General features: G+C 41.8%; 19 protein-coding genes. 11 read left to right on the top strand and 8 right to left on the bottom strand.

Going from position 1 to position 20,534, the window contains the following annotated elements; translation table 11 throughout:
- Window positions 1-911 precede the first annotated feature (911 nt).
- From AB0756_RS15425 to AB0756_RS15410, 4 genes are all read right to left on the bottom strand, one after another.
- Window positions 912-1,250 carry a DUF1493 family protein gene (locus tag AB0756_RS15425; protein ID WP_038077066.1) on the bottom strand — a complete coding sequence of 113 codons (339 nt, stop codon included), beginning with the start codon at window positions 1,248-1,250 and terminating at the stop codon, window positions 912-914.
- A 76-nt stretch (window positions 1,251-1,326) separates the two neighbouring features.
- Window positions 1,327-1,755, bottom strand: coding sequence for an NUDIX hydrolase (locus AB0756_RS15420; protein ID WP_038077196.1), 429 nt, complete (start codon window positions 1,753-1,755; stop codon window positions 1,327-1,329).
- Between the two features lie 8 nt (window positions 1,756-1,763).
- Window positions 1,764-2,216 (bottom strand): DUF3531 family protein, encoded by a 453-nt coding sequence (locus AB0756_RS15415; RefSeq protein ID WP_038077061.1) that lies wholly within the window; start codon window positions 2,214-2,216, stop codon window positions 1,764-1,766.
- Window positions 2,217-2,491: 275 nt separating this feature from the next.
- Entirely contained in the window at window positions 2,492-3,430 is a 939-nt protein-coding gene (locus tag AB0756_RS15410) for a Sll0314/Alr1548 family TPR repeat-containing protein (RefSeq protein WP_038077058.1), read from the bottom strand.
- 378 nt (window positions 3,431-3,808) lie between these two features.
- Here AB0756_RS15410 and AB0756_RS15405 point away from each other — a divergent pair, with 378 nt between their 5' ends.
- The gene (locus tag AB0756_RS15405; RefSeq protein WP_038077056.1) at window positions 3,809-4,477 is read left to right on the top strand and encodes an ABC transporter ATP-binding protein; all 669 of its coding nucleotides are present in this window, start codon (window positions 3,809-3,811) and stop codon (window positions 4,475-4,477) included.
- Window positions 4,478-4,524: 47 nt separating this feature from the next.
- On the opposite strand, the gene AB0756_RS15400 is transcribed toward AB0756_RS15405, so the two are convergent.
- Window positions 4,525-4,731: a hypothetical protein gene (locus AB0756_RS15400; protein WP_050046187.1), complete on the bottom strand. Its 207-nt coding sequence runs from the start codon at window positions 4,729-4,731 to the stop codon at window positions 4,525-4,527.
- 403 nt (window positions 4,732-5,134) lie between these two features.
- Here AB0756_RS15400 and AB0756_RS15395 point away from each other — a divergent pair, with 403 nt between their 5' ends.
- The 4 genes from AB0756_RS15395 (at window position 5,135) to AB0756_RS15380 (ending at window position 10,132) form a co-directional block, all read left to right on the top strand.
- A complete protein-coding gene (locus AB0756_RS15395) occupies window positions 5,135-5,872 on the top strand; it encodes a phycocyanobilin:ferredoxin oxidoreductase (RefSeq protein ID WP_038077053.1) in 738 nt (245 codons plus the stop codon).
- Between the two features lie 660 nt (window positions 5,873-6,532).
- A complete protein-coding gene (locus AB0756_RS15390; RefSeq protein ID WP_038077192.1) occupies window positions 6,533-7,957 on the top strand; it encodes an HlyD family efflux transporter periplasmic adaptor subunit in 1,425 nt (474 codons plus the stop codon).
- Between the two features lie 206 nt (window positions 7,958-8,163).
- The gene (devC, locus tag AB0756_RS15385; RefSeq protein WP_038114274.1) at window positions 8,164-9,327 is read left to right on the top strand and encodes an ABC transporter permease DevC; all 1,164 of its coding nucleotides are present in this window, start codon (window positions 8,164-8,166) and stop codon (window positions 9,325-9,327) included.
- Between the two features lie 97 nt (window positions 9,328-9,424).
- Entirely contained in the window at window positions 9,425-10,132 is a 708-nt protein-coding gene (locus AB0756_RS15380; RefSeq protein ID WP_038080863.1) for a DevA family ABC transporter ATP-binding protein, read from the top strand.
- Between the two features lie 51 nt (window positions 10,133-10,183).
- On the opposite strand, the gene AB0756_RS15375 is transcribed toward AB0756_RS15380, so the two are convergent.
- Window positions 10,184-11,077 (bottom strand): hypothetical protein, encoded by an 894-nt coding sequence (locus tag AB0756_RS15375; protein WP_038080861.1) that lies wholly within the window; start codon window positions 11,075-11,077, stop codon window positions 10,184-10,186.
- A gap of 104 nt (window positions 11,078-11,181) precedes the next feature.
- Between AB0756_RS15375 and AB0756_RS15370 the strand changes: the two genes are divergently transcribed.
- Window positions 11,182-11,967, top strand: a complete 786-nt coding sequence (locus AB0756_RS15370; protein ID WP_038080889.1) for an HAD family hydrolase — start codon at window positions 11,182-11,184, stop codon at window positions 11,965-11,967.
- A gap of 183 nt (window positions 11,968-12,150) precedes the next feature.
- Here the strand turns inward: AB0756_RS15370 and AB0756_RS15365 are convergent, their stop codons facing one another.
- Window positions 12,151-13,482 (bottom strand): hemolysin family protein, encoded by a 1,332-nt coding sequence (locus AB0756_RS15365; RefSeq protein ID WP_038080858.1) that lies wholly within the window; start codon window positions 13,480-13,482, stop codon window positions 12,151-12,153.
- A 350-nt stretch (window positions 13,483-13,832) separates the two neighbouring features.
- Here AB0756_RS15365 and mfd point away from each other — a divergent pair, with 350 nt between their 5' ends.
- The 3 genes from mfd (at window position 13,833) to AB0756_RS15350 (ending at window position 17,850) form a co-directional block, all read left to right on the top strand.
- Window positions 13,833-17,381 carry a transcription-repair coupling factor gene (gene mfd, locus AB0756_RS15360; RefSeq protein ID WP_038080856.1) on the top strand — a complete coding sequence of 1,183 codons (3,549 nt, stop codon included), beginning with the start codon at window positions 13,833-13,835 and terminating at the stop codon, window positions 17,379-17,381.
- A 74-nt stretch (window positions 17,382-17,455) separates the two neighbouring features.
- Window positions 17,456-17,632: an element excision factor XisH family protein gene (locus AB0756_RS15355; RefSeq protein ID WP_237266101.1), complete on the top strand. Its 177-nt coding sequence runs from the start codon at window positions 17,456-17,458 to the stop codon at window positions 17,630-17,632.
- On the top strand, window positions 17,620-17,850 hold the full coding sequence (locus tag AB0756_RS15350; protein ID WP_082051779.1) for an element excision factor XisI family protein: 231 nt from the start codon (window positions 17,620-17,622) through the stop codon (window positions 17,848-17,850). The genes AB0756_RS15355 and AB0756_RS15350 overlap by 13 nt, the downstream gene beginning before the upstream one ends.
- Here AB0756_RS15350 and AB0756_RS15345 read toward each other — a convergent pair.
- Complete coding sequence (locus AB0756_RS15345; protein WP_038080853.1) at window positions 17,845-18,951, bottom strand: SUMF1/EgtB/PvdO family nonheme iron enzyme; 1,107 nt, start codon at window positions 18,949-18,951, stop codon at window positions 17,845-17,847. The two genes, AB0756_RS15350 and AB0756_RS15345, sit on opposite strands and share 6 nt — an antisense overlap.
- A gap of 515 nt (window positions 18,952-19,466) precedes the next feature.
- On the opposite strand from AB0756_RS15345, the gene AB0756_RS15340 reads away from it, so the two are divergent.
- Both AB0756_RS15340 and AB0756_RS15335 read left to right on the top strand, forming a co-directional pair.
- Window positions 19,467-19,970 carry a DUF4365 domain-containing protein gene (locus AB0756_RS15340; protein WP_038080851.1) on the top strand — a complete coding sequence of 168 codons (504 nt, stop codon included), beginning with the start codon at window positions 19,467-19,469 and terminating at the stop codon, window positions 19,968-19,970.
- On the top strand, window positions 19,967-20,497 hold the full coding sequence (locus AB0756_RS15335; protein WP_038080849.1) for a hypothetical protein: 531 nt from the start codon (window positions 19,967-19,969) through the stop codon (window positions 20,495-20,497). Before AB0756_RS15340 ends, AB0756_RS15335 begins: the two co-directional genes overlap by 4 nt.
- Window positions 20,498-20,534 lie beyond the last annotated feature (37 nt).

Genomic DNA, 20,534 nt, shown 5'->3' with positions numbered 1-20,534 from the left:
ACTAACAACACACCCTATGTATAAATTGAATTATGTCTTAAGATTGAGAATTTTTGAGTTTATTTACATCTAAAGTACAATTCACAACAAAGATACAATTGTTTATGTTGAAACACATGAGAGATATAAATCTTTCGGCGCGGAAGAGTGGTGTAGTTATATTCCATTGTCAGGCGAGGAAACTGTATCGTGTGTGAGGGTGATTCAGGTCGTCGTCACCTGCGATTGATATATCAATTTGTAGGGCAGACGAAAACAAAGAGGAAACGTTTAAGCTGGCAAATGGCAATAAGGCACAAACACAAGAAATAAACCTTGGATCGACAATTCCATCCAAGGTTTATTTTTTGTGTCGCTGTTATCCTGGCGTTCTGCTCTAATTTATTTGATAATTTCCATAAAATCTATACTGCTTGTGACGACTTACTTATCAATGCTGCTATAGCAATCCTAAATCATTCATGAAAAATTTTTAGTACTGTAGATGGCATCCGCTTGCGGAATTGAAACATCATTTATTCTACGCTAAAATAACTTGTCCCAATCGCTTCATAATTTGCAATACCTCTCCCAACTCATGACGGCGAGGAAATAATGAAAAAGCCTGTATAATTCCTCTTCACGCTCGGTTTTCACTAGCTGTAAAGCTATGTTCACACAAATTGCATTTACCCCCCTTGGAAAGGCTGCAGTGTACACACAAGTCTTCTAAAGTGCATTAAAAGCGGTTTCGATCCCCCCTAACCCCCCTTAAAAAAGGGGGGAACTTCATTCCAATTCTCCCTTTTCACGATGTTTCATCTCTTTTCTAGAGATCTGTACACCACCGTAGCAATGGATTGGGGGGAGATCGGATTTTTAGTTCCCTCTCCAATCCATCGAGGAGGGTTAGGGTGGGGTAAAACTAATCTTCAAATACTTCTACTAGAGAGTGAAGGTTCAAACCAAACTCCATGCTCAATAACTAACATCAAATGACTGACAGTAATTGTTTTCAGAATGCCATGGCGTAAGCGATAGTACCAATTAAAAAGTAGGGAAAATAAATGTGGTTCTTCATGGAAGTAGCGATAAAAAACAAAGCCATGCCAATCTATCTTCCAGTTTTCAGTAATTTTAGAAAAAAGTACATGAACATCATCACCATCTATTTTCAGGTCTTCTCTCAGTCGTGCATGAAGAGTAATATCTTGTCGCCGCACACCAATTTCATTAGAAAGAATGACTGCTAGTTGGTTAAACGTGTCCATTAATAATATGAATAGTTTGGTTTTTTCTGCAAACTTATTTCTACCTTCATACTTCTGCCCTTTGCCCTCTATCTTTTTACAAATAATTTATAAATTGCTCTGGGACTAACTGTAATTCTCCAGACTTAAAGCGGTTAATCTCTACCCACAACGCAATCTTTTGACGATCGCCTTCATTAAATTCTAGCTGCTCAAGCTTATAGAACTTGAGGTCAACAAAGTCACATTTGTAAAGCTGAATGATTTCGTGACCGTGCTGACCGTTGTATGTAAAAATATTTTCTAAACAGCCCAAGTATTGAATATTTGTTAATTCTGCTTGAATTTCTTCTTGAAATTCCCGTTGGAGGGCTACCAAACTTGTTTCGCCAAAGTCAACACCTCCGCCCATAGCACGATAAAAAGTTTGTTGCTCCTTTTGGTCATAGCCTTGAGACATGAAGATGCGTTCTCCATTTTGAATCAGTCCCAAAGCTAAAATGCGAATTTCCCCTGGTTTATGTATTGCCATGGCTAATTATCGAAAACAAACGAGTTAAGATTGTCACTATTTTCAACGGGCCAGTCTTCATTTTCTCCGCCAATGTACAATTGCTCAATGGTGACATATTCGGCACTGAGTTGCTTGAGAGCATTGATGAGAATATCAAGAGCGATCGCATCTGCTGTTCCCAAATCAAACCAGCAACGCGCCCATGTTCCTTCATATTCCACCTCACCCATGTTATGCATCAGCGCTAGCATGCTTTTGTCATAACCTTCTGAGTCATAATCCATATAACTGAGATTTACCCCAGTTTCTTGTACTTGGAGATTTTCAGCATTAAATCCCCCCAGCTTACCCAAGTAAAACCAGGAATCAAAAACTTCTTCTATATACTGTCTTTCTTGTCTTGATGGGACTGTGCTAAATTTGAGCCAAATCCATACATTAAAAGGGTCAATTTCTCGAAACTGTATTTCCATGGCTACTTTGTCTTCAAAAGATTTACACCTAATTGTAGAAGATTCTTAGCTGAATCAATTACATAAATACAGAAGGCTCCGCCTCCGAGTAAAGCATTCTAGGGCGGAGCCACCGAAACAAGGCGGGTAAAGCAGGAAGACGCTACCAACAGGACAAGCAAAAGCCAATTCCCTGGCGGGGAGCCACTAGAGGCGAGGTGAGGAGCTTGTATGATTTACCAACAACTTCTGCAGAAGTTGTTGGCGCTCTGACAGTCGCAAGCAAGATTGCGTGTTTATCTACTAGCTGAAGCGATTTCTTTTACAGCCTTACCTCGTTCGCGTTCAATTTGTTTAACCACGCTTGCTGGGAGAAACCCTTTCTTACTCAAGGCTTTGTCAAAGTGATCGACAGCTTCCTGAATGAGTTTTGTATTTTTATCTTTCTTACCCTGTTCTCTAAGAATTTGAGCTTTGAGATAATACAGTTCTGGATTGTCTGAGGTCACCTTTAGCGCACGGTTAGTATAATCTAGGGCTTGGGAGTACTGTTTCATATCTCGATAAGCAAGAGCAATTCCGCGATCGACTAAATACTGAGGCGCAGCATTTTTTTCAAATTTTTCGATCGCTTGTTCTGGATTGGAAAAAGGCAAGTTCACCGCTAGCATTAAATCCATATAGCCTTTAACCAAATTTAATTCAGGATCGGTTGCAGAAACAGCTTCCGCTAAATCTAAAAACTTATAAACTTCTCGCAATCGGCTCAGGGCTTTAGGCGCACCACTGAGTGTCCCTTCACGCTGTAGAATCACAGCCCCTTCTAAAAAATGCCCGACAGCACTATATAAATTGCCACGTAGAGGGTCGCTAGAAACAAGTTTTTGTGCGACTTCTAAAGTTTTTTTGCTGTACGTCTCTAGAGCATTCCAATCTTGATTCGTATATGCTAAAGATGCTTTCATCGCATAAGCTAAAGGTTCATCGGCTTCTTTTGTAAGTGCTTCTTGCACTTGATTTTCAGCTGCTTGATAATTCCCCTGCTCGAAAATTGCTTTAAAAGCTGCTTCAGTTTTGTCACCAATGTTGCGAGGTTCTTTAGCCCGAAATGGATCTGCAGCTAAAGAGGAATTGATACAGATATTCAGTATGAGAGTAGCTGCAAAAGCGACTTTAGCTAAGCGAGAAAGTTGAGTCGTCACAATTTTTGGCAGCACGGGCAATTGTTCAGTCATGGTTATCCTCAGGGAAATTGCTATTGTATATGTTTTCTTTGTTACTTATAATATAAAAATGACTTGTTCTAGGCCGTGTCTGTTGTTGTCAAAAGTTTCTATACTGGTTGACTTCGGCAATTTTTTCGAGTTCCCATAATTGTTGTAACTATTTTTTCCAAAAGAATTTGCGAAAATGGAAATAATTAGCCAAAACAGCCGTCGGCGCATCTCTCACAGGGAGAGACTTGTAACTTCAATCGGGAAGCAAGAGAGCTTTTGCTGCTAGAGGTCACAGTTCGCGAGGCAGATAATGCGCTATAAATTTTCCAGGGAACAAGTGTTCTTTACCGTGTAATCAATAAGTAAGTTGCTGACTCTCTCTATTATTCTTAACAAATGCTCTATCTCAGAAGTATAATTTATCATCCAACTGCCTGCCCAACTGCAATCCTTAAATCAATTAATCTGGAATTAGCACCCCAACAACTTGGTCTTATCATTGGACCAAGCGGGTCTGGTAAAACTACGTTACTTGAAATTTTGTCTGGACTTGCTGAACCTACCTCAGGATCTATCTTTTGGCGAGAACAAGAACTGCTTGCAGAACAGATGCAACAGTTGGCTGGTTTAGTTTTTCAGTTTCCCGAACGACATTTTTGTGGCGGTACTATTTTAGAAGAATTGCGCTTGGGACATCCAGAGTTGGGAACAGAGCGAGTTAAGCAAGCACTGACTGAAGTAGGATTGGAGCATTTGTCTTTAAGTACATCGCCCCATGCTTTAAGTGGAGGTCAGCAACGGCGTTTGGCTCTAGCCGTACAACTGATTCGTCAGCCCCATTTACTGTTGCTTGATGAACCTACCGCAGGATTGGATTGGTCCATGCGGCGACAATTGGTCAGTTTGCTGGCAAAGTTGAAAAAGGATTGGACTCTACTGATTGTGACTCATGATGCGGGTGATTTGTTAGCGATCGCAGACTGTTGCTGGACTCTCAAGCATGGTGAACTGCAATCAGCCGACCCGATGACACTGGTGTCGAAGGAGAGGTTGGTGGTTAGTTAGTGGTTAGTTGTTAGTAGAGGCGCAAGGCTCTGCGCTTTCTACAACAACTAACAAAATTGGTTGCTATTGAGCACTGCTTCTCCATGGTCTGGAATCCAAGCTAACCACTCATCTTGTGAAATCTGACACAAAAGCAAAGCTTCATGAAAACTGTAAGGACTGGGTAGTTCTGTCAATGTTACCCAGTTATTGGACTCAAGAGAGCATGAAGGATAAAGGATAAAGGATGAAGGTATAAGTTCTTGAGGATTCATACTCTGTCTGCTGTCTGGGGAAGTTATAAGCAAGTTTTTACTTGAGAGTTCATACTTCATACTTCATCCTTGGCTGCGTTCAAGCCTTATCTCATGGGCTAATCAAAAATTATTTCTGTAACTAAGACTACAAAATAAACAAGAATTTTGGAAAGAAAATGTTTTATAACTTTACGCTTTGCCAACACATCCTTCACGGGTGCTTGTAAAGGTACAGGGCGAGCATCCCAGATAAATCGGTAGTTTTAGAACACTGTAAGGTTGTGCTTATCCCGAATTCGTTACCCCCTAAAAGTGTTGAGTTGTGTTGCGAGTCAGTTCTTTTGCGTCTTAATGGGCGCTAGGCTGAAAAATAGGTAGGTCAACACAATTAATCCCTGGTAGGGATGGGTATAAATTAAACATGACAACAACTTCTTTCCCATCACTGCGCGAGCAACAGCATCCTTTAATTCGTCAATTAGCAGATTGTATCGAACAGACTTGGCAAAAATACCTTGATTTGTCGCCCTATGATTTGCCAGCGGAATTTGGTTATGTAGAAGGTCGGCTTGAAGGAGAAAAACTGACCATCGAAAATCGCTGCTATCAAACACCCCAGTTCCGAAAAATGCATTTAGAACTGGCAAAGGTGGGAAATATGCTAGATATTTTGCACTGTGTGATGTTTCCCCGCCCAGAATACAACATACCGATGTTTGGGTGCGATTTAGTGGGAGGAAGAGGTCAAATTAGTGCGGCGATCGCAGACCTTTCTCCAGTTGATGTGGAATATAGATTACCCCAATCCTATACTTCTGAACTTGGGGTATTGCCTAACCTCAACTTTTCACAACCCCGTGAATTACCGGAGTGGGGACATATATTTTCAGAATTTTGTCTCTTTGTTCGTCCTAATTCAACTGAAGAAGAAAGTATGTTTCTCACCCGCGTACAAGAGTTTTTAAACATTCATTGTACGCAAGCGCTGATATCTAAGCCAGTTTCACCAGAACACAGGTTAAACATTCTTAGCGGACAAAGAAATTACTGCACCCAACAACAACAAAATGACAAAACCCGCCGCGTACTGGAAAAAGCTTTTGGTGCAGATTGGGCAGAATGTTATATGACTACAGTTTTATTTGATATGCCTGATTAGTTAGTGGTTAGTTGTTAGTGGTTAGTTGTTACTAGCCATTAACTATTAGCTATTAGCTATTAGCCATTAGCTATCAGCCATTCTGTAGATTTCGTTACGTTTTCCAGCAACTTCTAAATGTAGAATTCAATTAACAAGAGAAGATGAAGCCATACAACTTATAGCTGTATGGCATTACCTTTATCAAGAAATAGTTTGTTTATGAACTTATTGATTAACTCAAGATTTGCCAATATTAATATTCAGGCAAATAATTTCTCGTATTGACTTGTATGTAGTGCATCTTAAAACCGTAATGATTTCAGTACCATAATAGCAATCCTAATTGGGTAGGTATTGCCCACCCTTCGTGAATGCCACAAATCAAATAGGATTGATATAGATAATACCAATTGGAAAAAAGAATGAGACAGATTGTTGGATGAAATTAAGTCCAAGCAAGGCTGTGTCAGTCTAAAATCCAAAATGGTGTAAGTTTTTGCTCGCAATAATATGCTTTATAGAAAAGAGATTTTTTTAAAGCATTAATCGTAGGTTGGGTTGGTAAAAAAACCCAACATACTCCCATATTTGTTAGGTTGCGCCACGATTAACCCAACCTACGCCCAAGCGTGCTTTTTATCCAAAGAGGGGAAAATGCAATCCAACGAACAACCACCTATATCCAGGTTCAATGAGAAATCAAATTTAAGGGAACAGCTCTTTTTTGAGGATGAAAAATCAAAAGTTTGGTGGTTAATTGCTGTCTCCTTACCAGTAGTGGTTTCCTTTGGTGCTCTTACTATAGCTAAAGTCGAGCAAATCAAACAAGCAAATACACCCGTACCGAGTGCGCCAGTTCCTACCAGTATTAATGCTGTGGGTCGTTTGGAACCGCGAGGGGAAGTGCTTAAATTATCTGCACCTGCGGGGGTTGAAGGTTCATCGCGGGTTGAGCAAGTGTATGTGAAAGAGGGAGAACGGGTTCAAAGAGGTCAAGTCATTGCTATTTTGGATAACTTCAGCAGTTCTCAAGCATCTGTGGAAGAAGCCAGAGCTAAACTGCAAGAAGCCCGTGCTAATTTAGCTAATGTCAAAGCTGGTTCGCCAAGAGACATTCAAGCGCAAAAAGCAGTTATTGGTCGTTTGCAAGCTCAGTTAGCTGGGGAAAAGGATGCTCAGCAAGCAACAATTGCTCGTATAACAGCACAGTTAAATGGGGAAAGAATTGCTTTGCAAGCAACAATTAATCGCATTCAAGCTGAAATAGAAGGGCAAAAAGATGCTTTAATAGCATCGGTTGCGCGTGTCAGAGCCGAACAACGTAACGCTCAAGTTGACGCCCAAAGATATGAAATGTTGTATAGAGAAGGTGCAATTTCCCAACAAGAACGAGACAAACGGCGGTTAAGTTTGGAAACTAGCAATTCTTCACTTGCTGAAATCAAGGCTAACCAGAAGAAAGCGATCGCAACTTTAAGACAGGAGCTTGCTGAAGCCAGAGCTAACCAGCTAAAAACCGTAGCAACTTTGCAACAGCAACTTATTGAAGCTAGAGTCACGCGGGACAAAACTGTAGCAACTTTGCAAAGACAAATTGATGAAGAAAGAGCGAGATTTAATAGAATTCAAGAAGTTCGTCCCATTGATGTACAGATAGCACAGGCGCAAGTTGGTAATGCGATCGCATCTCTAAGGAGAGCAGAAGCACAATTAGGTTTGAGCTACATTAAAGCACCAATTGCTGGAGAAATTCTCAAAATCCATACTAAAGCTGGAGAAAGCATGAGCCAATACGGTATTGCTGAAATGGGACGAACCGATCAAATGATTGTTGTTGCGGAAGTTCCAGAAGACAGTATTGGTAAAGTGCGTCTCGGTCAACAAGTTATGGTCACCAGTGATAATGGAGCTTTTGATGGAGAATTACAAGGAACAGTCTCCGAAATCGGTAGGAAAATTGGCAAAAAAGATGTGTTGAATACCGATCCCGCAGCTGATATTGATGCCAGAGTAGTAGAAGTAAAAATTACTCTCTCTCCACAAGATACCAAACGAGTTGCTAACCTCACCAACGCTAAAGTTGTTGTGGAAATAGGTATATAGCTAATGGCTAATGGTTAATGGCTAATGGTTAATGGCTAATGGCTAATGGTTAATGGCTAATGGCTAATGGCTAATGGCTAATGGCTAATGGTTAATGGCTAATGGCTAATGGCTAATGGTTAATGGCTAATGGCTAATGGTTAATGGCTAATGGCTAATGGCTAATGGCTGGTAATAACTAATAACTAACAACTAAAAACTAATCAATGAAACAATTACTTAACAAAATTCCTTTAGCTTGGTTGCAGCTAAAGCGGGAAAAAACGCGTCTTGCTGTGGCGCTTGCAGGAATTGCTTTTGCTGATATTCTTATGTTTATGCAGCTTGGCTTCCGGGATTCTTTGTACTACAGTAACGTTCGTCTCCACATGAGTTTGCAAGGAGATATTGTTTTAATTAACAATCAATCTAATGCTGTACTGTCATTAAAACCTTTTTCTCAACGGCGTCTCTATAAATCTTTAGATTTTCCGGCGGTTGAATCTGTTCATCCTATTTACTTGGATTATGCTCCTTGGAAAAATCCCGTGACGGGTCGATTCCGCAATCTTTTGATTCTTGGTATTAATCCTGAGTTTAATGTGCTGAATTTACCTGGAGTTGAGGAAAATATAGATAAAATTAAATTATCTGATGTTGTTTTGTACGATCGCTCTTCCCGACAAGAATATGGTCCAATTGTTGCTGAGTTTGAACAAAATAAAACTGTGACAGCAGAAGTGAGAAATCGGAAGATTAAGGTAGGTGGATTATTTACATTAGGTGCATCCTTTGGAGCAGATGGTAATTTAGTTACGAGCGATCTGAATTTTCTCCGTATCTTTCCCCATCGCAGTGCGGGATTGATTGATATAGGTTTGATTAAATTAAAGCCTGGTGCAGATGCAATTGCTGTTGCTCAAAATTTGAAGAATTATTTGCCCAAAGATATCAAGGTTTTTACCAAGCAGGAATTTGTTGATTTTGAGAGAAATTATTGGGCGAGTAGTACAGCAATTGGTTTCATTTTTTCTTTAGGAACGGTCATGGGGTTCATTGTTGGAACTGTGATTGTCTATCAAATTCTGTATACTGAAGTAACAGACCATTTATCTGAATATGCTACTCTAAAAGCAATTGGTTATACACAAAATTATTTATTATCTGTTATTTTACAAGAAGCTTTAATTTTAGCAATTTTAGGATATATGCCTGGAATAGCTGTCACTCTTTTCTTATATGACAGGGCTAGGGCTGCTACTCTTCTCCCAATTTTCATGAGTGGAGAAAGAGCAATTATGGTAATGATTTTGACGATTCTAATGTGTTTTATCTCTGGCGCGATCGCTGTTAGAAAATTAAGTTCTGCCGATCCAGCAGACATATTTTAAATTATGAATTATGAATTATGAATTATGAAAAAGTAAAAATTTATAATTCATAATTCATAATTCATAATTCACAGTCCTTTATTTTTGAAGAAATCTTATGTATTCAGGACCTGTAATTTCTATCAATAAGTTAAACCATTACTATGGAAGAGGCTCTTTAAAAAGACAAATTTTATTTGATATAAACCTAGAAATTTTTCCGGGTGAAATTGTTATTATGACTGGACCCTCGGGTTCGGGAAAAACAACATTGCTAAGTTTGATTGGGGGTTTGCGTTCTGTACAAGAAGGAAGTTTGAAATTTTTAGATGTAGAACTTTTTAGAGCGAGTCAAAACAAATTAGTCAATATTCGGCGTAAGATTGGCTATATTTTCCAAGCACATAATTTGCTAGAATTTCTAACTGCAAGGCAAAACGTGCAAATGGCTGTGGAGTTAAATCAGCACGTTTCTCCCCAAAACGCCATTACTAAATCAGAAGCAATGTTGAGAGCAGTCGGTTTGGGAGAACGGATTAATTACTATCCGGAACATCTTTCCGGAGGACAAAAACAAAGGATTGCGATCGCCCGCGCATTGGTCAACAATCCATCGCTGGTGCTAGCCGACGAACCGACAGCAGCATTGGATAAACAGTCAGGACGAGATGTCGTGGAGTTGATGCAGCGCCTAGCAAAAGATCAGGGAACGTCGATATTATTAGTGACCCACGACAACCGTATTTTAGACATAGCAGACCGTATTGTAGAAATGGAAGATGGTCTTTTAGCCCGCGATTCTCAAGGAAAAGTGAGGAATAATTGATCTAAAGACGTGCCAACACGCTGAAGTACAAATAATGCAAACGGGGTGTCTCTAAACCTTTTCACTTTTTGCCGATTTTTTCTTTCCTGGGGGACTGGGTGGATTTGGCTGACTGGGTAGATCTGGCTGTCCGGGCTGTTGTCCTGGAGTGCTACCATTGGGCTGACGGCTGGTTCGGAAAGACACATTCACACCTTCATTTGATTGTTCCAAAACTAGCATAGGTGTGGGTTTCGCTTTTTGATCCCAATGCATGTAAGCAATGCGTCCTTGAATGGTTGGTTGCCAAGTATCATTGTCCTCTGCTGGGCTGAGGAAATTTTCAACGCAGTCAATGATTTGGCTGATAGTCGCAGAAGTTGGTTGAGTGGGTAATTTCATCATCCGGATTTGGATGCGGAAGAGAACTCGCTTGACGATGTTTGGCGCATTACCAGTTTCATACTCTACGTCAAACATTTCATCCACTTGTCGTCCGTTACTGCTCGCTATACCTACAACACCCTGGTTCCCTTGTCCCGGACGGAGCGCTTGAGAAATTTTTTCTTTAACTTGGATTTTGATTTGATTGACGATCGCAAAATGGAATACTTCTTCCGACATCCGCATCCGCAGATAATCCAGGTTAAACTCCCGCGAGTTAATCAAATCGGGATTCGTTTCCATTTTACGAATAGTTTCTAAAGCAAGCTTAAACTTTTTGTCCAGTTCTCGAGTGCGGAACTGTTCAAACTTAATTTTTTTCTCCAGTTTTTTGATCTGGATTTTGCCGTATACAATCAAAGCAACAACAACCAACGCCAGTCCTACCGAAGCGATCCCCAAGATTGGGGTAAGTATTTGAATATCATTACTTTGAACTTCTTGAGAAGCTTTGGTTGGTACGGGCTTTGTTGTTACAGGTTTTGGCTTGGCGGATTGGGCAACACTCACTGGGGTGGACATGGTTCACAAACACAGAAATAGATTCCTTATGCATAGGATGCCCAAATCGTCTATCCTAAATTGCGGTGTTGTTAATGTTTTTTGTAGCTTTTTTTCTACCGCATATGCCAAGACTCCTCCCCCTAACCGATGCTTTATCCAATAAAGCTTTTACCAACATTCGCCTGGTGGCTACTGATATGGATGGTACCCTAACAAAGGGAGGAAAATTTACCAGTGCTTTGTTGCAAGGGTTGCAGGATTTAGCAGTTGCGGGCATTCAAGTTGTTATTGTTACTGGCAGAAGTGCGGGCTGGGTGAGTGGATTGGCTTACTACTTGCCAATTGTTGGTGCGATCGCAGAAAATGGTGGTTTGTTTTACCCAAACGGGAGCGATCGACCGTTGGCTTTAGTACCCACAGACGACCTCATCACCCACCGTCAACAACTGGCTGATGCTTTTGGGCAGTTAAAAACTCAACTCCCCCTCCTAAAAGAATCTACGGATAATCGCTTTCGGATAACTGACTGGACTTTTGATGTCAAAGGCTTAAGTACAAATGAACTGCAAACTTTAAGCCAACTTTGCCAGGGGATGGGTTGGGGATTTACCTACAGCAACGTGCAGTGCCATATCAAGCCAAAGCAGCAAGATAAAGCACCCGGATTGTTAAAAGTACTGCGAGAGTACTTTCCCAAGTACAGCCCGGAACAAGTTGTTACCGTTGGTGACAGCCCGAACGATGAAAGTTTATTTGACGAGCGTTATTTTCCTATCTCTGTCGGTGTGGCAAATGTGCTTGAGTATACAAATGAACTCAAGCATCAACCCACTTACATAACCTCTGCTACTGAGGGTGAAGGTTTTTGTGAATTAGTGTCTGGGTTGAAAATAGCGACTGGAAACTAGTAGTCTGTCCCATTAATTTTGATCGGCTCTCACCTCGATCCGGTGGCTTCGCCTGGGAATGCCTTACCGGAGGCTCCGCCTCCCGAATGCGAGGCGGAGCCTCGCCGACTACATTCTGTGGTAGAACCACCGGAACGAGAGAGGAAAAAGCGTTTTACCTAGCAAAATTAATGGGACAGACTACTAGTTAGTCCTGTTATTATTCTCCTCATTTGATTCATCTACTGGTGGCATTACTAGCACCTTGTCAACGCGATTTCCATCCATGTCTACAACCTCAAGCCGCATACCTTGCCATTCAAAATGATCGGCTGCTGTGGGAATGCGACCTAAATGGGACATCACAAAACCGCCTAAGGTTTGATAACTACCCCGATCTTCAGGGGGTAAATGCTCGATTTCAAAAAGATCGAAAAATTCTTCTACCGATAACATCCCATCCAACAGCCAAGAGCCATCCTCTCTTCGTACAATTTGCGGGTCTTCTTGATCGTCAATGGAAGGAACATCGCCAACAATTTCTATCATAACGTCGTTAAGAGTTACAAGTCCTTGAATTACACCATATTCATCAACTACAAGTGCCATGTGAGTCACTGTTTGCTTGAATAATTCCAAAACTTTTAAACCGCGAGTGCTTTCTGGCACATACGTTGGCTGTAGCAAACCTACTGTTAAATCTAACTGTTCGCCGCAAAAACTCCGGGCTAACAAGTCAGTGACTCGTATAATACCCAGTACATTGTCAAGCCCTCCCTGACAAACTGGATACCGCGAATAACCACTGTCAATAATTTTTTTACGGTTTTCTTGGGCGGTATCTTCCAAGTCCAACCAAATAATGTCCGGACGGGGGGTCATGAAGGAACTCGCAGGGCGATCGCCCAAACGAAATACCCGTTCGACCATATCTTGCTCTGCTTCCTCAAAGGTTCCTTCCTCGGTTCCTTGCTCGATGAGAACTCTAATTTCTTCTTCTGTCACTTGCGGTTCTGTGGATGGTCTAATACCCAAGATTCGCAGTACTGTTTCAGTAGAAAGACTGAGTAAAGAGACAATGGGTGCGCCAGATGTAGCTAACATCCGCATGGGGATAGATACAGCCGAGGCTATGGATTCCGGATTGTTTAAAGCTAGCCGTTTTGGGACTAGTTCTCCAAGAATCAGTGTTAAATAGGTAATAATTAGAATGGCTATGCCTTGAGCTAGCTGTCCCTTGTAATTGTCTGGAAAAGGTATAAGACTTAAAATAGGCAAAAGTCTTTTAGCGATGGTTTCTTCGCCAAAAGCACCAGACAGAATCGTGAGGAGTGTAATTCCAATCTGAACTGTTCCCAGGAATTGATTGGGAGAAGACGCCAGTTCTAAAGCAATCCGCGCTTTAGCATCACCTTGGTTAGCCAGTTGTTGCAAGCGTGCTTTTCGAGACGAGACGATCGCCAGTTCAGACATGACAAACAAACCATTGGCGAGAATTAGAAGAAGAATTAATAGAATTTCGATTGTTGGAGACATTTGAATAATGCCGATACCATCGGCTACCTCTGCTTAACCTTAACCTCTTAGTATCTAGTATCCAAGGAGATATCATGAAATACTCTAAATCCAGAAAAAGCAATTCATTGAGAACTATAGGTAAGTCATAAGTCAGTTAAAATAAGTCACGCCGAACCGTATATTCGCGATTGGTCAGTGGTTATTGTACTAGTTTTTTATTGCTTCTACATAAATATAAGCAAGATTGCGATCGCAATTGTCATGTCGCAAGGCGTACTACATTAATCTCTTCCATTGTTGGGACTTTTAAAATAGTGGAGGTAGGTGTATTGTACTAACCTACCTTGAAAAATCATATATTTAAACTTATGGCATTTTCTTCCATTGTGCGTGCTTTGGGGCGATCTTCGCTCACCACTGAACTTTTATCCAAGCTCAATCGGCAACAAGAATTGTTGTTAAGTGGCATTCCTCGCTTGCCTAAGGGCTTGGTAGCATCGGCATTAGCTCAAACTGAGGGACGGAATTTGTTCGTGGTTTGTGCGACTCTGGAGGAAGCCGGACGTTGGACAACACAACTTGAAGCAATGGGGTGGCAAACAGTACACTTTTACCCCACATCTGAAGCGTCCCCATACGAACCCTTCGATCCGGAAACGGAAATGACTTGGGGACAGATGCAGGTATTGGCGGATTTAGTCAGTAGCAATTCCCCATCGGGGATCGGGAATTCTTCGTCTCCAATATCCAATATCCAATCCCCGACCCCCAACATGGCAATTGTCGCCACTGTCGCAGCGCTACAACCGCATTTGCCACCAGCAGAAGCTTTTATTCCTTTCTGTATCACTCTCAAGCGGGGTATGGAATTTGACTTGGATGATTTCAGTGAAGAAATTACCAAGCTGGGGTATGAACGAGTACCAATGGTGGAAACAGAGGGTCAGTGGAGCCGACGGGGGGATATTGTTGACGTTTTTCCCGTATCTTCTGAATTACCAGTACGACTCGAATGGTTCGGGGATGAAATTGAGCAACTCCGAGAATTTGACCCAGCCACTCAACGCTCAACAACTCTTGACAAAATAGACCAGATCGTGCTTACCCCCACAAGCTTTGCTCCAATTGTGATGGAAGCACTCAAAGATAGTACTGAATTTCAAAGGCTGAGTGCTCAGTTAGAAGAGAATTCAGAATTTACCACTCAGGATTCAGAAATTTTGGAAGGTAGCCGTCGTTTTTTGGGCTTAGCTTTTGACAAACCCGCTTCCCTACTCGATTATTTGCCTGCAAATACTTTAATCACTATTGATGAACCAGAACAGTGTCACGCTCATAGCGATCGCTGGGTAGAAAATGCTGAAGAACAATGGGAAGGTCACGAGCAATCCTCAGCCTCGAGTCCCCCCATACCCAAAATCCATCGTTGGTTTGATGAATGTCTGGCTGACCTAGCAAGATTTCATAAATTATCCTTATCGGAATTGGTAGAAGAAGGGTCTGGAATTATCAATCTTGCCAGTCGCAGAGTACCAGTGACGCCACACCAATTTGCCAAAATTGCGGAGACACTGCGACAAGAACGCGAACGCAAGTTCTCCATTTGGCTGCTTTCCGCCCAGCCGTCGCGTTCGGTCTCCCTATTACAAGAACATGACTGTCCCGCACAGTTTATTCCCAATCCCCGCGACTACCAAGCCATTGAAAAGTTGCAGATCAATCACACACCAGTGGCGCTTAAGTATTCAGGATTGGCTGAACTAGAAGGTTTTATTCTTCCGACTTTTCGCATAGTTGTTATTACCGACCGCGAATTTTACGGTCAACACACTCTAGCGACTCCCAGTTATGTTCGCAAGCGGCGAAAAGCTGCTTCAAAACAAGTCGATCCCAACAAACTGCGTCCGGGAGATTTTGTTGTTCATAAAAACCACGGTGTTGGTAAATTCCTCAAATTAGAGAGTCTGACACTGAATGAGGAAACACGCGAGTATTTGGTAGTGCAGTATGCTGACGGTTTATTAAGAGTCGCAGCCGACCAAGTGGGTGTTTTATCACGGTTGCGTACAACAAACGATAAGCCACCAGAACTGAATAAAATGACTGGTAAGGCTTGGGAAAATACGAAGAACAAAGTCCGCAAAGCTATCAAAAAATTGGCAGTGGACTTGCTGAAATTGTATGCAGCGCGATCGCAGCAGACAGGATATGCCTATCCCTTAGATACACCTTGGCAGGAGGAAATGGAAGACTCTTTTCCCTACCAACCCACTACCGACCAGCTTAAAGCGACACAAGATGTCAAACGGGATATGGAAAGCGAACGACCAATGGATCGATTGGTCTGTGGGGATGTTGGTTTTGGAAAAACAGAAGTGGCAATTCGGGCAATTTTTAAAGCCGTGACCGCTGCAGGAAAACAAGTGGCACTGCTTGCACCCACTACCATCCTCACTCAACAGCACTACCATACCTTAAAAGAACGCTTTGCACCTTATCCTATTAACGTGGGTTTACTGAACCGTTTCCGCACGGCTGAAGAACGTCGCGATATTTTGAAACGATTGTCAACAGGTGAATTAGACGTGGTTGTTGGAACGCACCAACTTTTAGGAAAAGGGGTTGCTTTCCGCGATTTGGGACTGTTAGTAGTAGATGAAGAACAGCGCTTTGGGGTGAACCAAAAGGAGAAAATCAAATCACTCAAAACACAGGTTGACGTGTTAACCCTCTCTGCAACACCCATTCCCCGCACGCTGTATATGTCCCTATCGGGAATTCGGGAAATGAGCTTGATTACAACGCCTCCTCCATCCCGGCGACCGATTAAAACTCACCTTTCTCCCATGAACCCAGAAAGTGTTCGCAGTGCAATTCGCCAAGAACTCGATAGAGGCGGACAGGTGTTTTATGTGGTTCCACGAGTTGAGGGAATTGAGGAAACAGCAGGAAGTTTGCGCGAGATGATACCGGGCGCTAGAATTGCCATTGCCCACGGTCAAATGGACGAAAGTGAGTTGGAATCAACCATGCTTTCTTTTAGCAATGCTGAAGCGGATATTCTGGTTTGTACGACCATTATTGAATCGGGTTTGGATATCCCGCGAGTGAATACTATCTTGATTGAAGATGCTCATCGCTTTGGCTTATCACAGCTTTACCAATTACGGGGTCGTGTTGGTCGTGCGGGTATTCAAGCTCATGCATGGTTGTTTTATCCAAGACAGAGGACGTTATCGGATGCAGCCCGCCAGAGATTGCGGGCTATACAGGAATTTGCTCAATTGGGTTCTGGTTATCAACTAGCAATGCGCGATATGGAAATTCGCGGTGTAGGTAACTTGCTAGGTGCAGAACAATCGGGACAAATGGAAGCAATTGGTTTTGATTTGTATATGGAAATGCTAGAAGAAGCAATCCGTGAAATTAGAGGTCAAGAAATTCCTAAAGTTGACGATACCCAAATTGACCTTAATCTCACTGCGTTTATCCCTGCGGATTACATAACAGATTTAGACCAAAAGATGAGCGCCTACCGCGCTGTTGCATCGGCAAAAAATAAAGAAGAGTTGATGCAAATTGCTGCTGAATGGAGCGATCGATTTGGGGCAGTTCCCTCTCCAGCAACTCAGCTATTGCGAGTAGTCGAATTGAAACAGTTGGCCAAAAATTTAGGGTTTAGCCGCATTAAACCGGAGAACAAACAGCATATTGTTTTAGAAACACAAATGGAAGAACCGGGTTGGAATTTATTAGCTGAGAATTTGCCGGAACACTTGAGGACAAGGTTTGTATTTTCTCCTGGAAAAGTCACAGTGCGCGGATTGGCAGTTGTTAAAGCAGATCAACAATTGCAAATGTTGATAGATGCTTTGAATAAAATGCAAGGAGCAGTTCCAGAGGTGGCTGTTGTTTAAATTGACACTCCCACACCTAGAAAGTGTGGGATTCTTGAAGACTAAGCCAAGTCTCCAATATCCCATAAACTCAAGTGAAAGCTTTGAAAAAGCAGCTACTTGAGTGGACAGTTTATGTAGTAATTCCAGTCGATATTTACAACAGCTTTTTCTTGAGATTTGACTTTATTCGGGAAATGGTTGAGGAGTACGATTTGAAACTGATTGTTTTTCACCCTAGTACTAAGGAGATTATTTTATGGAGAAACTAAATTATTGCGACTTAGTTGAAAAAAGACTTAAACAATATGCAACTATTACGATGGGTGAAGGTACGGAAATTGAGTTCATTACCAAGCGCTCGAACGGGCATTATCTAGTTATGTTTATTGGTTGGCGGGATGAAGTTCAGGTGTATGGGAGTTTGATTCATATCGATACGCTTACGCCGATCCAATACAGTCAGACAGATCCCCCTACAAATTTATAAAGGAAGAACGACCCGAAAACCGTAGTAGAGGCTAGGGCAACCGCGCTGACACGCACCCCGATCCGCAGACCGACAGTTTAAAGCAAAGCTGCACCAGCAACCGCCACGAATTATTTTAGTATGATTACCGCTTTGACTGAACCAAGCACTACCATTTATTGGTGCGTCTGTATAATTCTCATGCCAGTCATCTTCACACCATTCCCACACATTCCCGTGCATATCGTACAAACCAAAAGCGTTAGGGGGAAAAGAACCTACATCTGTGGTTTGGGCTCGAAATTTTCCCTTCGGTGCAGCACTGTAGGGATAACCACTGTGGTAATTGACTAAATCTGGAGTAATAGTTTCACCAAAATAAAAAGGTGTATTTGTCCCCGCTCGACAAGCATACTCCCATTCAGCTTCTGTTGGCAATCTATAGTTTTTTCCTGTTCTTTGACTTAATTTTTGACAGAAAGTTACAGCATTATCCCAACTGACATTTTCAACGGGGCGATTATCGCCTTTAAAATTAGAAGGATTACTTTCCATAACCGCTTGATATTGTGCCTGTGTCAATTGATATTTTCCCATACAGAAACTAGTCACAGAAACTTGATGCGGGGGACTTTCATTCAAATACAGCACTTCCTGCTCCGGGGACCCCATCAGAAAACTTCCTCCAGGAATTGCAGCCATTTCTAAAGTCACACCATTGCCTAAATCTTCTAGAAAATATCTGGCTGTGCGTTGCTGACGCTGTATATTTTCCCCAAATTCGTTGAGGGTAACTATTTCAATAGGTTCTAGTTTAAACCCCAATCTATGAGGCTCTTGTAATACTTGCTTAATTCTAGGTTCTGTTCTAGAATTTAATATGAAATAAGCGGCATTTTGTACAGCCCAGGATTTATCTTTTAAAGCTGCAATAACTAAATCTAAACCAGGCTCTCCATAGTTCGTAGCTTGCTCAAGTGCAGCAATTTGCACCTTGGCATCTGAATTGCTTAGCTGCAATTTTATCCCTTCAATACCACCTAACACGGCTGCATTCTCAGGTAATGAACTATTACCACCAAACACAGCATCGTATTCTCGCGGTTGTTGTGGATTATTCACGAGCGTTTAATACGTAGGTTTAACTTATAATGTATTAAAAATAGCATAATTAGTTAATTTTTCTATCGATTATAGGCAACAGCCAAGGCGGTTTAAAGATTTGAGTCTTTGTAAGCTCTCAGCAGTCAACTATCAGCTTATGCCGCATTGGCGGTCAAGCCCTAAAATGCCGTAGAGCAATGCGATTTTGATGCGAATAATTAGTATTTACTTTCAATAGCATCACGGAATGATGCGGTTTCCCCTCAAAGTGGATGCGGCATAGCATTTTTGCGTACACTTCGCACGAGATCTGCACGTGCGGGCACTCTCGAAGAGTCAATAAAAAAAGTTTCAAGATTTCAAGTTTTTCCTTAACATACAAAAATTGTCTTTTGGTACAGTCCCGCCGTGAGCTACTGACAATTTTGCAATTATTTTTCTTCTACAGACATCAATATCTGCTTAACTTAGTGGTTGTTAATGTCAAATTATACTTTGGAATATTGTCTTTAATATTCCCCCGAGCACAGATAATGAGCCTCAACACTCAAAAAGAAGATTTCAGTTATGCTTATGTATATGCCGTTACAGCATCTGCTGGCTATTCCCTACAAGCAGCCACACGTAGATTGGATTTGAGCGGCATTGATGCCACGATTACCGTACCGGGAAAACTCAACTCCAAACGACTGCCGAGGTTTGACATACAAATTAAATCCACATCCCTTGATGTGGCTAAGGAAACATCTATCAAATACCCACTCAGCATCAAAAACTACGATGAACTCCGCGAAGTTGACCCCTTCGTACCGCAACTCTTAATCCTGGTTCTTATTCCAGACGATGTTAACGACTGGCTATCTCAGTCGGAAGAATCCCTATGCTTGAAACGGTGCGGTTACTGGCTATCGCTGCGCGGACAACCACCAGTTGATAACCTCTCAACCACCACCGTTGATATTAAGCGTCAAAATATATTTAGCACGAATGCACTTCGTATGATAATGAAACGCATTGCCGATGGAGAGAAACTATGATAGCTATCAACTCGGATGTTGAAAAATTCAAATATATCGACCCCCAACAAGTGGAGATTTATCTGCGATCGCATGGTTGGTATCAACAGCAACCTAGGGGTGATAAAGCCGACCTTTGGACTCTAAACGATTTTGAAATTCTACTTCCCCTCAAACCAGAAATTGTTGACTTTAAGAGACGGATGGCGGAAGTCTTAGAAACCCTTGCATTAGCAGAAAATCGCTCTCAAATTGAGATTTTTAGCTCACTCATTACCAATGCACCCAACATCACCATTCAAGGATTGGTCACGCACATTGAAACACCATTTGCTGACAAAATGATTGGAGAAATTACATTATTTGGCGTGGTTGTCGATAGACTGCGTCCAATCAAAACAGAATTAGCTGACCGCGATTATATAATAGCTATCAAGGCATATCAAGAGCGGTTACCAGTCCTTTGTACGGGCGATTTAATCAAAGAAAACGATATATTTCTTCTCAAAAATTCCCGCAATCTTCAACTGGATAATAGCTCTCAGTAAAATTCCTTCACCTCACCGCTTATATCAGCACGGTGGG

The organism is Tolypothrix campylonemoides VB511288_2 (assembly GCF_045999855.1).
GTDB classification, from domain to species: Bacteria; Cyanobacteriota; Cyanobacteriia; order Cyanobacteriales; family Nostocaceae; genus Scytonema; species Scytonema bouteillei_A.
This window is presented reverse-complemented; position numbering and strand designations above follow the sequence as displayed.

Coding starts and splice junctions, on each gene's coding strand:
- AB0756_RS15425 (WP_038077066.1), bottom strand. CDS start 1,250: ATGGACACGTTTAACCAACTAGCAGTCATTCTTTCTAATGAAATTGGT.
- AB0756_RS15415 (WP_038077061.1), bottom strand. CDS start 2,216: ATGGAAATACAGTTTCGAGAAATTGACCCTTTTAATGTATGGATTTGG.
- AB0756_RS15410 (WP_038077058.1), bottom strand. CDS start 3,430: ATGACTGAACAATTGCCCGTGCTGCCAAAAATTGTGACGACTCAACTT.
- AB0756_RS15405 (WP_038077056.1), top strand. CDS start 3,809: ATGCTCTATCTCAGAAGTATAATTTATCATCCAACTGCCTGCCCAACT.
- AB0756_RS15400 (WP_050046187.1), bottom strand. CDS start 4,731: ATGAATCCTCAAGAACTTATACCTTCATCCTTTATCCTTTATCCTTCA.
- AB0756_RS15395 (WP_038077053.1), top strand. CDS start 5,135: ATGACAACAACTTCTTTCCCATCACTGCGCGAGCAACAGCATCCTTTA.
- devC (WP_038114274.1), top strand. CDS start 8,164: ATGAAACAATTACTTAACAAAATTCCTTTAGCTTGGTTGCAGCTAAAG.
- AB0756_RS15380 (WP_038080863.1), top strand. CDS start 9,425: ATGTATTCAGGACCTGTAATTTCTATCAATAAGTTAAACCATTACTAT.
- AB0756_RS15375 (WP_038080861.1), bottom strand. CDS start 11,077: ATGTCCACCCCAGTGAGTGTTGCCCAATCCGCCAAGCCAAAACCTGTA.
- AB0756_RS15370 (WP_038080889.1), top strand. CDS start 11,182: ATGCCAAGACTCCTCCCCCTAACCGATGCTTTATCCAATAAAGCTTTT.
- AB0756_RS15365 (WP_038080858.1), bottom strand. CDS start 13,482: ATGTCTCCAACAATCGAAATTCTATTAATTCTTCTTCTAATTCTCGCC.
- mfd (WP_038080856.1), top strand. CDS start 13,833: ATGGCATTTTCTTCCATTGTGCGTGCTTTGGGGCGATCTTCGCTCACC.
- AB0756_RS15350 (WP_082051779.1), top strand. CDS start 17,620: ATGGAGAAACTAAATTATTGCGACTTAGTTGAAAAAAGACTTAAACAA.
- AB0756_RS15340 (WP_038080851.1), top strand. CDS start 19,467: ATGAGCCTCAACACTCAAAAAGAAGATTTCAGTTATGCTTATGTATAT.
- AB0756_RS15335 (WP_038080849.1), top strand. CDS start 19,967: ATGATAGCTATCAACTCGGATGTTGAAAAATTCAAATATATCGACCCC.